Consider the following 13,639-nt stretch of genomic DNA (forward strand, 5'->3'; position numbering starts at 1 on the left):
CCCGTCGTCAGGTCGTGGGGCGGTCCGCCAGCGCGGTGGGCGGCTCGTCGTCCATTTCGAAGGCCATGGGGAAGGGCGCATGACCGGCAAGGCGGAACCAGCGGACCTTGCGGTGGCGACGAAGAGCGCGGGCGGCACGTACCGCGTCGTTGTGGAACCGCCGAGCCATCGGCACCCGCCGCACCGCCTGCGCGAGCTCGGTCGCCGCCGCATCCCCGCCCGGCGCCTCCCGCACCGCCTCCACCTGCTGCACCTCTCCGAAGACGGCCCGCAGGGCCTGGCTGAGGTCGCTCTCGGCCACCTCGCGCTGCTCCTCCTCCGCCTGCCGCGCGGCATGCGCGGCCTCGTAGAGCACGATCGAGGCGGCGGGATCGAGCACCCCGGAGGTCGCCAACTCCTGGGCGACCGAGGCGCGGCGCAACAACTGCGCGTCGAGCGCGGCGCGGGCGGCGTCGATCCGGGCGTGCAGCCGGTCGAGACGCCCCGCGGTCCAGCTCAGGTAGAGGCCGATCGCGACGAGGCCGACGAGGATCCAGATGAGGGTTGCGGTCACGGGCGGCAAGGCTACCCGGGTGTGGTCACCCCTCCCCCACGTCCCAGGCGCAACGGAAACCGCCGTGCCCGGTGGAGGAGTCAGGGGTGTTCCTCGACCGGGCGGCCACCCGGTAGCGGTTGCAGTACGAGGCGCGGCACAGGTAGGAGCCCCCGCGGATGACCCGCTCGCCGGGGTCCGTCGCCGAGGTCTCGGCCGAGGTCCCGAAGGGCGCGGTGAAGGCGTCCGCTCGGGCGACCGGTACAACACTTCGGGCAACGGAACCGGTCCTTCGCCGTCGTCCGGGTGGCCCTCGCCGAAGGCGTCGCCCATGCGGAACTCGCCGCCCGGCAGCGTGACGGCGGCGGCGTCAGGCGCGGGAGGGGGACGAGGAGGCCTGGGACGGTCGCCGGTGCGCGTGCCGGTGCGCGGCACCGGTACGCAGAGTTGGAGAAGCGAACTGGCCTCCCCGTGGAACCGGCCTTCCCGTGCGAACCGGCCTCCCCGCGCGCGGGTGCGCCGCACGCCCCTCCCCGCCCGGCGTCGGCGTGTCCCGCACGCTCAGTCCCGGGCCAGTCCGAACCGCGCCCGCAGCCCCGTCCGTTCGTCCGCCGCGACCGCCGCCGCGCCGTCCGTGACCGTCTCGTAGACGGACAGGATGTCCGCGCCGACGGTCGACCAGTCGAAGCGCCGTACGTGGGCGCTGCCCCGCGCGCGGAGTTCGGCCCGGCGCTCGGGGTCACCGAGCAGGCGCAGGGCCGCGGCGGCCAGGTCGTCCGCGTCCTCGTTGGCGAAGAGTTCGCCGGCCGCGCCCTGGTCGAGGACCTGCGCGAAGGCGTCGAGGTCGGAGGCCAGCACCGGCGCGCCCGCCGACATCGCCTCCACGAGGATGATGCCGAAGCTCTCGCCGCCGGTGTTGGGCGCCACGTACAGGTCGACGCTGCGCAGGAAGCGGGCCTTGTCCTCGTCGCTGACCATGCCGAGGAACTCGACGCGCGAGCGCATCTCGGCGGGCAGGGACTCGACGGCCTCCTCCTCGTCACCGCGTCCGGCGACCAGGAGCCGGGTTCCCGGGCGCTCGGCGAGGATCTTGGGCAGGGCCTTCATGAGGACGGGCAGGCCCTTGCGGGGCTCGTCGATGCGGCCGATGAAGCCGAGGGTGTCGCCCTGCCACTCGGGCTTGGGCTTGGCGCGGGCGAAGAAGTCGACGTCGACGCCGTTCGGGATGACGACCGCGTCGCCGCCCAGGTGCTCGACGAGGGTGCGGCGGGCGTACTCGCTCACCGCGATCCGCGCGCTGATCTTCTCCAGGGCCGCCTGGAGGATCGAGTACGCGGCGACCATGGCCCGCGAGCGCGGGTTGGAGGTGTGGAAGGTGGCGACGATGGGGCCCTGCGCGGCCCAGCACGCGAGCAGGCCGAGCGAGGGCGAGGCCGGCTCGTGGATGTGGATCACGTCGAAGGTGCCGTCGTGCAGCCAGCGCCGCACCCGGGCCGCCGACAGGAAGCCGAAGTTCAGGCGCGCCACGGAGCCGTTGTAGGGCACCGGGACCGCGCGGCCCGCCGAGACGACATACGGCGGCAGCGGTGTCTCGTCGTCCGCGGGGGCGAGCACGGAGACCTCGTGTCCGCGGCGGATGAGGTGTTCGGCCAGGTCACGGATGTGGAACTGGACGCCGCCCGGCACGTCCCAGGAGTAGGGGCAGACGATGCCGATCCTCACGGAGTCCTCTTCTCGGAATCCCTCTGGGCGTTGTCAGGATCCTTGTTGTCAGGATTTCCGCTGTCAGAATCCCTGTTGTCAGGATCCTTCCCGGGATCGAGGTCCTTGAGCCACAAGCGCTGCAGCATGTGCCAGTCCTCCGGATGTTCGGCGATACCCGTGGCGAAGGCGTCGGCCAGCGCCTGTGTCATGACAGACGTCTTCTCGGCCCGGGTGCCTGTCTCGGGGACCTCGACGGGCGGATGCACACGGCCCTGCATCACGGGTGAGTCGTCGTACCAGAGCGTGACCGGCAGCAGGACGGCTCCGGTCTGCTGGGCGAGCAGCGCCGGGCCCGCGGGCATCCGGGTCGTCTCGCCGAAGAACTCCACCTCGACGCCCGAGGCCGACAGATCACGCTCGGCGACCAGGCAGATCAGTCCGCCGTCCCGCAGCCGCCGGGCCAGCATGCCGAACGCGGTGCCGCCGCTGTGCGGCAGGACCTCCATGCCGAGGCCCTCGCGATAGGCGACGAATCGGTCGTACAGCGATTCCGGCTTGAGGCGCTCGGCGACGGTCGTGAACGGAGTCTCCAGCTTGGTGGTGACCCAGGCGCCGGCGAGGTCCCAGTTGCCCATGTGCGGCAGGGCCAGGATGACGCCCTGGTCGGAGGCGAGCCCGTCCGTCAGATGGTGCACGTCCTTGCAGTCGAAGCCCGTCCGCACGCGCTCCTCGCTCCAGGCGGGGAGGCGGAAGGACTCCATCCAGTAGCGCAGGTACGAGCGCATGCCCGCCCGGGAGAGCTCGGCGAGCCGCTCCGGGGTCGCGTCGGGCAGCACGCGCGCGTAGTTGCTCTCCAGCCGTTGTACGCCCTTGCCGCGCCGCTTCCAGGCGATGTCCGCGATGGTGCGGCCCAGGCGCACCGCGACCGGCTCGGGGAGCTTCTTGACGGTGCTCCAGCCGAGCGCGTACGCACCGTCCACCAGCCTCTCCTGGAGACTGGTCACGACGTGGCCCCGCTGTTGTGCGCCGCGGCCGCGGCGTCCGCCTCCGCGGACTCCCGACGCACCGTGACGACGCGCTGGATCAGCGTGACCAGGCTGCCGACGGCGACGATCCACAGCGCGACGGGCAGCAGCCACTGGATGCCGGGCACCCCGAACTTGTGCAGCCCCGCGAGGCCCGCCGCGACCAGGGAGATCACCAGGCGCTCGGCGCGCTCGACCAGGCCGTTGACGGCGACGGGCAGGCCGATCGACTCGCCGCGGGCCTTGGTGTACGAGACCACCTGGCCGCTGGCCAGGCAGAAGATCGAGACGGCGCACAGGGCGTTGTTGTCGCCGCTGCCCGCGTACCAGAGCGCGAATCCGCCGAAGATCGCACCGTCGGCGACCCGGTCGAGCGTGGAGTCCAGGAAGGCGCCCCAGCGGCTGGAGCGGCCGAGCTGGCGCGCCATGTTGCCGTCGACCAGGTCGGAGAAGACGAAGAGCGTGATGACGATCGTTCCCCAGAAGAACTCTCCCCGGGGGTAGAAGACCAGCGCGCCCGCCATGACTCCGGCCGTACCCAGGAGGGTGACCGTGTCGGGGCTTACCCCCCGACGGATGAGAAACGCGGCGAACGGTGTGAGGACACGCGTGAAGAATGCACGCGCGTACTTGTTCAGCATGGCCTTCCCGAGGGTCGGTGTCGCCGCGCGGCCCCTGCTGGCCGCCGGCTGGCCCATCGTAGCCAGGCGCGCGCTTGTGCGACGGCCGGGCACCCGCACCCCGTGTCACGGTGGGATGCCGTCGATGTCACGGCGGGATCGCGTCCCCCGTATGGACGCACCGTGACGCGAGTGCAAAGCTCGAAGACACCGCGGGCGTCATCGGAGCCGCACCGCACGCGGATCCGTACGCCCGCGCCCGAAGTGACCTCACCGTGCACGGGAGGCAAGGCCATGGGCGACAAGGCGAACGCACACCCCGGAGCCGCCGGCAGGGCTACAGCGGCCGACCACCCCGCGTCCGTACGGAATGTGGTGCTGGTCGGCCACAGCGGATCCGGCAAGACGACATTGGTGGAAGCTCTCGCGCTGACGGCGGGAGCAGTGAACCGGGCGGGCCGGGTGGAGGACGGCACCGCCGTCTCCGACTACGACGAGATCGAGCACCGGCAGCAGCGCTCGGTGCAGCTCTCCCTGGTACCCGTCGACTGGGACGGATACAAGATCAACATCATCGACACCCCCGGATACGCCGACTTCGTCGGGGAACTCAGGGCCGGTCTGCGCGCCGCGGACGCGGCCCTTTTCGTCGTCTCGGCCTCGGACGGGGTGGACGGCTCGACCCGGATGGTGTGGGAGGAGTGCGCGGCGGTCGGCATGCCACGCGCCATCGTGATCACCCACCTCGAGTCGGCGCGCGCCGATTTCGACGACATGACACGGATCTGCGCCGAGGCCTTCGGCGCGGACGACCCCGACGCCGTGCTGCCGCTGTACCTGCCGCTGCACGGCGCGGAGGGGCCCGACGGGCACGCCCCTGTCACCGGGCTGATCGGGCTCCTCACCCAGCGGCTGTTCGACTACTCCTCCGGGGAGCGCAAGGAGGCCGAGCCGGGACCGGAGCAGCTGCCGCTGATCGAGGAGGCGCGCAACCGGCTGATCGAGGGGATCATCGCCGAGAGCGAGGACGAGACCCTCATGGACCGCTATCTCGGCGGCGAGCAGATCGACGTCAAGACGCTCGTGCTGGACCTGGAGCGGGCCGTGGCGCGCGGGGCCTTCTTCCCGGTCCTGGCGGCCGCGCCCGCCGCCGAGGGCGCCCGTCAGGGGCTCGGCACCGTCGAGCTCCTGGAACTCGTCACGGGTGGCTTCCCGACCCCGCTGGAGCGCCCGGCGCCCACCGTGACGACACCTGAAGGTCAGGAACGCGAGGTCAAGGCCTGCGATCCGAACGGGCCACTGGTCGCGGAGGTCGTGAAGACGGCCAGCGACCCCTATGTGGGCCGGGTCTCCCTCGTCCGCGTCTTCTCGGGCACTCTGCGCCCCGACGAGACGGTGCACGTCTCCGGGCACGGGCTGGCCGACCGCGGGCACGAGGACCACGACGTCGACGAGCGTGTCGGCGCCCTGTCCGCGCCGTTCGGCAAACAGCAGCGCTCCCTGACGCACTGCATCGCGGGCGACCTGGCCTGCGTGGCGAAGCTCAACCGGGCCGAGACCGGTGACACGCTCTCGGCCAAGGACGACCCGCTGCTGATGGAGCCCTGGCAGATGCCGGACCCGCTGCTGCCGCTCGCCATCCAGGCACACAGCAAGGCCGACGAGGACAAGCTCTCGCAGGGCCTGGGCCGGCTGGTCGCCGAGGACCCCACCATGCGCCTGGAACAGAACCAGAACACCCACCAGGTCGTTTTGTGGTGCCTGGGCGAGGCCCACGCCGATGTCGCCCTGGAGCGGCTGCGCAACCGGTACGGCGTCCAGGTCGACGTGGTCCCGCACAAGGTCTCCCTGCGGGAGACGTTCGCGGACAAGGCCGCGGGGCGCGGCCGCCATGTGAAGCAGTCCGGCGGGCACGGGCAGTACGCGATCTGCGAGATCGAGGTCGAACCCCTCCCCAACGGCTCGGGCATCGAGTTCGTGGACAAGGTCGTCGGCGGGGCCGTGCCCCGGCAGTTCATCCCCTCCGTCGAGAAGGGGGTGCGGACCCAGGCCGCCAAGGGCGTGGTCGCGGGCTATCCCCTCATCGACGTACGGATCACCCTGCTCGACGGCAAGGCGCACTCCGTGGACTCCTCCGACGCCGCGTTCCAGACCGCCGGCGCGCTCGCCCTGCGCGAGGCGGCCGCCGACACCAGGATCCATCTGCTGGAGCCGGTGGCCGAGGTGACGGTCCTGGTCGGTGACGAGTACGTGGGCGCCGTGATGAGCGACCTGTCGGGGCGGCGCGGCCGGGTGGTCGGCACCGAGCAGGCGGGCGGCGGACGCACGCTCGTACGGGCCGAGGTCCCGGAGATCGAGATCGGACGGTACGCCGTGGATCTGCGCTCCCTCTCGCACGGCACCGCACGCTTCAACCGCACCTACGCACGACACGAGCCGATGCCGTCACAGATCGCAGAAAGGATGCGCGAACAGGCCCAGAACGCCTGACGGTTCGGCTCCCTTCACCCTCGGCGGGCGGCTTCGGCCGTCCGCCGACGAATGTCGGTCGCGGCCGATACTCTGGGAACTGATCAAGACGATGACCTGATCAACAGGTGTGCGGGGCAGGGAAGTCGGGAAAGCCGCAGGAGCGGGGGCGGCGGCGATGGGGGCGGAAGTGGCGTTCGACGGTTTCGATTTCACTCCCGGGGCGCAGGTGCCGCTCTCGGGTTCCGCGGGACAGACGGCGGCGACCTTCGCCCTGGCCTCGGCGGCGTACCGGGACAGCGATGTCGGCGAGATCCTCAAGGCGAACAACCAGTGGCACGAGTCCACCGTCAGCTCAGGCCGCAAGTGGGCCACGATCTTCAGGCCCAACCTCGGCGAGGCCTTCGGGCGGGCGGTGGTGGACCGCATGCTGGGCGCCGGCCGCAAGCCCCTCATCCAGTCCTTCGGCACCGAGCCGCAGGTCGTCGTCGAGCACTGCCTCGCGGCGAACCGCATCCGCCGGGAGCGGGACAACTGGCTGTCGGCCGTCATGGTGCTGTGCGGTGTGCTGTTCCTGCCCGGGCTGCTGGTGTGGCTGCTGGTCTTCCAGCTCCGGTCCATGATCGCCAAGCAGACGAACAAGCGCGCCGGCGCCCTCGGCACCACGCTCCTGGTCGCCTTCGGCGCCCTCGCCGTGGTCTTCCTCGTCCGCATGCCCTTCACCGGCTTCTGGGCCTGGTACGCGCGTGCGTCGGTGGTCCTCCCGGTGATCGGCTGGCTCTGGGCCAAGCAGATCTGCGAGCGGACCGCCAAGGACCTGCGCGAGCGCTGGGACAGCCTGCTGTCCGGCGGTGGTCTCGGCGCCAAGATCCCGGAGGCGGTGCCCGGCAGCCCGGGCGAGACGGCGGCCGAGCGGCTGCGCCAGGCCCTGGCCGCCCTCGGCGCCGAGCAGCAGTCCAACTCGGTGTTCTACGCCGGACCCAAGGGCATACTCGGCATGGGCACCCGCTGGGGCAGCTGGCAGCTCGCCGAGGACCTCGTCCCCAAGGACCCGGACAAGGAGATCCACCCCTTCCGCAGCTGGGACGTCGTCCGCAACATCCACGACAAGCTCCGCATGCTGGAGCGCGGCCCGCTCAACACCGGTGGTTTCCCCACCCCTTCGATCAAGCACTGGATCGTCTCGCCGATCGGTGAGAACGCCAAGGAGGTGTCCCGGCCGGGCGGCACGGACGTCGAGGCGTACACGATCAAGAGCCACGCCATACAGGACATCTGCAACAAGCAGCAGTTCGGCAGCGGCCAGCGGCACTACCTCGGCGTGCAGTGGACACTGTGGGACGGCCAGTTGATCATCACCATGCTGATCACCGTGACCGTGCTGCACGAGACGCTGCGCATCGAGATCACCGGGCACGCCCTGGGTCCCGTGCACTCCCTGTTCACCAGTAAGCCCGAGGCTCCGACGAAGGAGGTCGCCAAGGCGGTCAAGTTCTGGGAGACCCGCAAGGTGAAGCTGCCGCTGGTCACCACGGACGAGGTCGTACGTCTCGCCGCGCGCGCCCCGCTCACCGGGTACCCGCCGCTGCTGAACTGGCTCGGCGGCAAGCTGACGCTGCCCGAGCCGTTCGGCCTGCGGCACGCGTGGGCCGACCAGCCCTGGCGGCACCGCTTCATGGCCGACGACGCGCTGCGGGCGGCCACGCCGGTGCTCCGTGTCGTCCACGCGGCGGCGATCAAGGTGCTGGACGAGAACGGGGTCGACACGGAGAAGTTCGGTAACCGCTCGGCGTTCCTCAGCACGGCCGTGCAGGATCCGTCGCCTCGGAAGGCGGACCTCTACGACGCGTGAGCCACCGGCGGACGTGCAGAGGAAAGGCCGTCCGTCGGGTGCGGGTCGTCCTGGGCTGATCGCGCCCACGCGGCGGAGCCGCATGTTGTCACAGCCCCGCGCCCCTACGGGGGCGCACCCCTGACCGGACTACCGGCTCGGCCAGGCCTCTGCCAGCATCTTGCGGGTGTCCGCCAGGAGCTGGGGCAGGACCTTGGTGTGGCCGACGACCGGCATGAAATTGGTGTCGCCGCCCCAGCGGGGGACGATGTGCTGGTGGAGGTGGGCGGCGATGCCCGCGCCCGCCACCGTGCCCTGGTTCATGCCGATGTTGAAGCCGTGCGCGCCCGAAGCGGTACGCAGGGCGGTCATCGCCTGCTTGGTCAGCTCGCCGAGCTCGGCGGTCTCCGGGTCGGTCAGGTCGGTGTAGTCCGCGACATGACGGTAGGGCACGACCATGAGGTGGCCGCCGTTGTACGGGTACAGGTTGAGCACCGCGTACACCTGCTCACCGCGCCTCACGATGAGCCCGTCCTCGTCGGACTTGGCGGGGATCGAGCAGAACGGACAGCCGTCGTCGGCCCCCGGGCCGGTGGGCTTGTTCTCGCCCTGGATGTAAGCCATCCGGTGGGGCGTCCACAAGCGCTGGAACGCGTCCTGCGTTCCCACTCCGATCTGCTGCTCCGGCTCACTCGTCATGTGGTGCAGCATATTGCTTCGCCCGTTCGCGGCGTGTCGGCGGGGCTCTCCCGAATGCTCGCCGGGCCAAGCTGGGCCGATGGACGACGACAGCCGACAGGCCCGGTGGGAACGGCGCACCGAGGTCCCGCTCAGCCTGGCCTCGGCGTTGTTTCTCGCCGCGTACGCCGTCCTGGTTCTCGGGCCCACACTGCCCGTCGTCTGGCGGGAGGCCTGTGTGGCGGCGATGCTGGCCGCCTGGGCACTGTTCGGTGTCGACTACGCGGTGCGCTGGCGCCTGAGCGGACAGCGCCTCGGCTTCGTCCGCGCGCACCCGGTGGACACCCTGGCGCTCCTGCTGCCGCTGCTCCGTCCGCTGCGCATCGTCAAGGTCTACGAGGCCGTACAGCGTCATCGTGGAGAGCCCCGTCTCTCCCTGCACGCGCGTGTGGTCTTCTACGCGGGGTTGTCGGCCTCGCTGCTCGGCTTCGCGGGCTCCCTCGCCGTCTACCAGCAGGAGCGCGGGGCGCCGGGCGCCTCGATCCGGACGTTCGGGGACTCGGTGTGGTGGACCTGCACCACGCTCACGACGGTGGGGTACGGAGACGTGGTGCCGGTGACTCCGATGGGGCGCACGATCGCGTCGGTGCTGATGGTGTGCGGTCTGGCGCTGCTCGGCGCGGTGACCGGCTCGTTCTCGTCCTGGCTGCTCCAGGTGTTCGCGCGTGAGGACGAGAACGACGAGAACGGGTACAGGCAGAGGCCCCCGGGGAGCTGAGCTCTCCGGGGGCCTTCGGCCACGTACGCGTCAAGGAAGCACCGTACGTGTCGGACCTGCGCGTCAGACCTGCGCGCGCTCCTCGACGACCTTCATGATCTTGGCGATCGCCTCGTCGACCGGGATGCCGTTCTCCTGCGAGCCGTCGCGGTAGCGGAAGGAGACGGCGCCGGCCGCCATGTCCTCGTCGCCCGCGATGACCATGAAGGGCACCTTCTGCTTCTGGGCGTTGCGGATCTTCTTCTGCATACGGTCGGAGGAGGCGTCGACCTCGACCCGCAGACCCTTCCTCTTCGCCTCGGTGGCGAACTTCTGCAGGTACTCCACGTGTGCGTCGCCGATCGGGATGCCGACCGCCTGCACGGGCGCCAGCCAGGCCGGGAACGCGCCCGCGTAGTGCTCCAGGAGCACCGCGAAGAAGCGCTCGATGGAACCGAACAGCGCGCGGTGGATCATCACCGGACGCTGCTTGGAGCCGTCGGGGCCGGTGTACTCCAGGTCGAAGCGCTCCGGCAGGTTGAAGTCGAGCTGCACGGTCGACATCTGCCAGGTCCGGCCGATGGCGTCCTTGGTCTGGACGGAGATCTTCGGACCGTAGAACGCGGCGCCGCCCGGGTCCGGGACGAGCGGGAGGCCCTGCTTCTCGGCCACCTGCCGCAGCGTCTCGGTGGCCTCCTCCCAGACCTCGTCGGAGCCGACGAACTTCTCCGGGTCCTTGGTGGAGAGCTCCAGGTAGAAGTCGGTCAGGCCGTAGTCGCGCAGCAGGTTCAGGACGAAGGTGAGCGTCTTGTCGAGCTCCTCCGCCATCTGCTCCTTGGTGCAGTAGATGTGCGCGTCGTCCTGGGTGAAGCCACGGGCGCGGGTCAGACCGTGCACGACGCCCGACTTCTCGTACCGGTACACGGTCCCGAACTCGAAGAGGCGCAGCGGCAGTTCACGGTACGAGCGGCCGCGCGCGTCGAAGATCAGGTTGTGCATCGGGCAGTTCATGGGCTTGAGGTAGTAGTCCACGCCCTCGTCGAGCTGCATGGGCGGGTACATGCCGTCGGCGTACCAGTCCAGGTGGCCCGAGGTCTCGAAGAGCTTCCCCTTCGTCGCGTGCGGGGTGTAGACGAACTCGTAGCCCTCTTCCTCGTGGCGGCGCCGCGAGTAGTCCTCCATGACCCGGCGGATGACGCCGCCCTTGGGGTGGAAGACGGCGAGCCCTGAACCGATCTGGTCCGGGATGGAGAAGAGGTCCAGCTCGTTGCCCAGCTTGCGGTGGTCGCGCTTCTCGGCCTCGATCAGGAAGTCGAGGTGCGCCTTCAGCTCCTCCTTGGAGGGCCAGGCGGTGCCGTAGATGCGCTGGAGCATCGGGTTCTTCTCGCTGCCGCGCCAGTACGCGGCGGCATTGCGCATGAGCTTGAACGCCGGGATGTTGCGGGTGGTGGGCAGGTGGGGACCGCGGCAGAGGTCCTTCCAGCACAGCTCGCCGGTCTTGGCGTCGAGGTTGTCGTAGATCGTCAGCTCGCCGCCGCCGACCTCGACGTCCGCGCCGTCGTCCGAGGACGCGGAGCCCTTGATGCCGATGAGCTCCAGCTTGTACGGCTCCGCGGCGAGTTCCTCGCGGGCGTCCTCGTCGGTGACGACGCGGCGGGAGAAGCGCTGCCCGCGCTTCTGGATCTCCTGCATCTTCTTCTCGACGGCCTTGAGGTCCTCGGGCGTGAACGGCCTCTCGACGTCGAAGTCGTAGTAGAAGCCGTCCTTGACCGGCGGGCCGATGCCCAGCTTGGCCTCGGGGAAGAGTTCCTGCACGGCCTGCGCCATCACGTGCGCGGTGGAGTGGCGCAGGATGTTGAGACCGTCCTGGGAGGAGATCTCGACGGGCTCGACCTCCTCGCCGTCCCGCACCTCGTACGCGAGGTCCTTCAGCTCGCCGGCCACACGGGCCGCGACGATGGTGCGCTCGCCGGCGAAGAGATCGGCGGCCGTAGTGCCCGTCGTCACCACGCGCTCTTCCCGCTCGGAATCGCGTTGGATGATCACACGGACGTCTGACACCGGTCTCTCCTGACTGAAGGGGGCAAGCTCACCCAGTGGGCATGGCAGTGCAATGCCTGCCCGGCGATCCTACCGAGCCCGGGGCACCCTCCGCGAAACGGTTACCGGCAAAGCTCCACAAAGCCCTCAGTCCCCGCCGCACGCCTCCTCGAAGAAGGCCGTGATCTCTGCGGTCTCCTGGAGCGACTTCATCAGCCGGTCCCGCTCCGCCTCGTCCACCTGCACCGGTACGACCCCGGAGGCGTCGGTGAGCCGGCGGAAGCCGCCGCGGCTCTCCAGCCGCCCCAGCACCCGCACCGGCAGCCCGACCAGATGGGCGTGGCCCGCTATCCGGTACGCCTCCTCGTCGAGCGTCATGCGGACGTGCTGGACCTCCGCTCCCGCGATCACCCGTAGCCGTACCGTGCCCTCGCCGCGCGGCTGGGACCTGCGCATCCGCACCACGGCACCGGTGAGGCGCACCGGTACGGACGGCTCGGCGCGCAGATAGCGGGCCCCGGCCTCGCGCAGGACGGGCAGGTCGCCGGGCGAGAACTCGACGGCCTCGTCGGGCGCCGCACAGCCCTCGGGGACCCCGGCGGCGGGCGCCCACTCGACGGCGATCCGGGCGCCCTCCGTGCCGCGCACGAGGGCGACGACGGCCTCGGTGAGTTCATGGCTGACGCCCGCCTCGACGGCCGCGTCGAAGGCGTCCATACCGCCGGTGGCCCGCTGATAGTCGATGGCCTCGCGGGCGGCGTACAGCGCCTGGTGCAGGCGTACGGAGAGCGGACGGCCGGTGTCGACGGGCACGAAGGCGGTGAGTCGGCGCCCGCCGGGGTCGGCTCCGACGAGGACGTTCTCCAGGGAAGCGGCGGCGGGCCTGCGGTGACGGGCGCCGTAATAGCCCGCACGCGCGCGTGTGGCGAGCGCCGCCGCGAGCAGCATCGAGCGGGCGGCCGAGCGCAGCCGCTCCTCCACACTCCAGGACGTGGCGCCCACGGGCCCTGTCGGCACATCGCGCCACCAGCGGATCTCGTCGCTGGGCACGGCGAGGGCGACCAGGACGTCGCGGGCGGACGGCGCGCCGCTGCGGGAGAGTGCGACGAGCGCCTCGCCGAGGAGGTCGTCGCTGTCGGGGAAGGCCCGGTTCTCGGGCACGAGCAGGCTCGTGCCGCCGCCACCGGGCCCGGGTGGGGTCCACCGGCCGTACCGTCCGGCCGCTCCGCCGCGGCGCTGCCAGCCGTGGCGGTGCAGCAGCGCGCTGAGGACGGCGGGGTCGACCTGGCCCGGCTCGGGCGGCTCGGTCCAGTGGGAGTCGACGGGGTGCGGCCTGACCGGCCGAAGGGGTTCGCCGATGGAGTCGATGGGGCGGTGTGTCAAGGTTTCCCTCCCGTCCCGACCCTCGTCATGATCTCGCAGAGCGCCCTGTCGTCGAAGATGCGCGAGGTCGGTATCCGCACGGTGGTCCGGCGCCGGCCGGTGATCGGGTGGCCGGCGAGGTTGATCCAGTAGCAGCAGTGCCGCAGGTCGAGGCGGTCGTGGCTGGCGCGCAGCCAGTCGTCCTGGGACCTGGGCACGAGCATCACGACCAGGATCTTGTGCACCGAGACCGGGGTGCGGGCGAGCTTCGCCAGGTGCTCGTTGTCGAGCGTGAAGGAGAAGGCGGGCCCGGGCGGGTTCGGCGGGATCTGGTATGTGCACTTGAGCTGCACCTTGATGGTGACTTCGTCGTCGACCGTGTGCCCGGGGGCGCTGTGGCTGACGTGCCAGTCGATGCCGTTGTCGGGAAAGGGCTGGGACAGCGAACAGCCCGCCGCGGCCGCGACGGCGTGCAAGTAGCCCACCTGCAAGGTCTCCATGCAGGCGGTGGTGGCGAGTGTGCCGCGATGGGGTGCCGTCCGCTGGGGCAGCAGCCCGCCCCGCTCGGGCTGCGCGAGTGCCATGAGTCCAACAGCCTTCCAAGCCAAGTGATTCCCCGCG

General features: G+C 70.8%; 11 protein-coding genes and 1 pseudogene. 3 read left to right on the forward strand and 9 right to left on the reverse strand.

The annotated features are described in order from the left end of the window. Positions 1–7 precede the first annotated feature (7 nt). The 5 genes and pseudogenes from ACFZDJ_RS20920 to pgsA form a co-directional block, all read right to left on the reverse strand. Positions 8–553 carry a hypothetical protein gene (locus ACFZDJ_RS20920; RefSeq protein WP_054233941.1) on the reverse strand — a complete coding sequence of 182 codons (546 nt, stop codon included), beginning with the start codon at positions 551–553 and terminating at the stop codon, positions 8–10. A gap of 25 nt (positions 554–578) precedes the next feature. Further along, a pseudogene (locus ACFZDJ_RS20925) lies at positions 579–737 on the reverse strand (SUMF1/EgtB/PvdO family nonheme iron enzyme); the annotation flags it as partial. Positions 738–1,093: 356 nt separating this feature from the next. Then, positions 1,094–2,254, reverse strand: a complete 1,161-nt coding sequence (locus ACFZDJ_RS20930; RefSeq protein ID WP_355309689.1) for a glycosyltransferase family 4 protein — start codon at positions 2,252–2,254, stop codon at positions 1,094–1,096. Further along, entirely contained in the window at positions 2,251–3,240 is a 990-nt protein-coding gene (locus ACFZDJ_RS20935; protein WP_391060715.1) for a phosphatidylinositol mannoside acyltransferase, read from the reverse strand. The genes ACFZDJ_RS20930 and ACFZDJ_RS20935 overlap by 4 nt, the downstream gene beginning before the upstream one ends. Next, positions 3,237–3,959 (reverse strand): phosphatidylinositol phosphate synthase, encoded by a 723-nt coding sequence (gene pgsA / locus ACFZDJ_RS20940; protein WP_384906196.1) that lies wholly within the window; start codon positions 3,957–3,959, stop codon positions 3,237–3,239. Before pgsA ends, ACFZDJ_RS20935 begins: the two co-directional genes overlap by 4 nt. A gap of 216 nt (positions 3,960–4,175) precedes the next feature. Here pgsA and ACFZDJ_RS20945 point away from each other — a divergent pair, with 216 nt between their 5' ends. Both ACFZDJ_RS20945 and ACFZDJ_RS20950 read left to right on the forward strand, forming a co-directional pair. After that, the gene (locus tag ACFZDJ_RS20945) at positions 4,176–6,371 is read left to right on the forward strand and encodes an elongation factor G-like protein EF-G2 (protein WP_384906466.1); all 2,196 of its coding nucleotides are present in this window, start codon (positions 4,176–4,178) and stop codon (positions 6,369–6,371) included. A 157-nt stretch (positions 6,372–6,528) separates the two neighbouring features. Continuing rightward, entirely contained in the window at positions 6,529–8,202 is a 1,674-nt protein-coding gene (locus ACFZDJ_RS20950) for a hypothetical protein (RefSeq protein WP_385377096.1), read from the forward strand. Between the two features lie 129 nt (positions 8,203–8,331). Here ACFZDJ_RS20950 and ACFZDJ_RS20955 read toward each other — a convergent pair whose 3' ends face one another. Further along, positions 8,332–8,892, reverse strand: coding sequence for an HIT domain-containing protein (locus tag ACFZDJ_RS20955; RefSeq protein WP_266685288.1), 561 nt, complete (start codon positions 8,890–8,892; stop codon positions 8,332–8,334). A gap of 67 nt (positions 8,893–8,959) precedes the next feature. On the opposite strand from ACFZDJ_RS20955, the gene ACFZDJ_RS20960 reads away from it, so the two are divergent. Next, positions 8,960–9,637: an ion channel gene (locus ACFZDJ_RS20960; protein ID WP_390936720.1), complete on the forward strand. Its 678-nt coding sequence runs from the start codon at positions 8,960–8,962 to the stop codon at positions 9,635–9,637. Between the two features lie 63 nt (positions 9,638–9,700). On the opposite strand, the gene thrS is transcribed toward ACFZDJ_RS20960, so the two are convergent. From thrS to ACFZDJ_RS20975, 3 genes are all read right to left on the reverse strand, one after another. Beyond that, on the reverse strand, positions 9,701–11,677 hold the full coding sequence (gene thrS, locus ACFZDJ_RS20965) for a threonine--tRNA ligase (RefSeq protein ID WP_168507329.1): 1,977 nt from the start codon (positions 11,675–11,677) through the stop codon (positions 9,701–9,703). Positions 11,678–11,803: 126 nt separating this feature from the next. Continuing rightward, the gene (locus ACFZDJ_RS20970; RefSeq protein WP_390936723.1) at positions 11,804–13,039 is read right to left on the reverse strand and encodes a hypothetical protein; all 1,236 of its coding nucleotides are present in this window, start codon (positions 13,037–13,039) and stop codon (positions 11,804–11,806) included. Beyond that, positions 13,036–13,602 (reverse strand): DUF4365 domain-containing protein, encoded by a 567-nt coding sequence (locus ACFZDJ_RS20975; protein WP_168490055.1) that lies wholly within the window; start codon positions 13,600–13,602, stop codon positions 13,036–13,038. Before ACFZDJ_RS20975 ends, ACFZDJ_RS20970 begins: the two co-directional genes overlap by 4 nt. Positions 13,603–13,639: the final 37 nt, after the last annotated feature.

Source organism: Streptomyces sp. NPDC007896 (assembly GCF_042959425.1).
GTDB lineage: Bacteria > Actinomycetota > Actinomycetes > Streptomycetales > Streptomycetaceae > Streptomyces.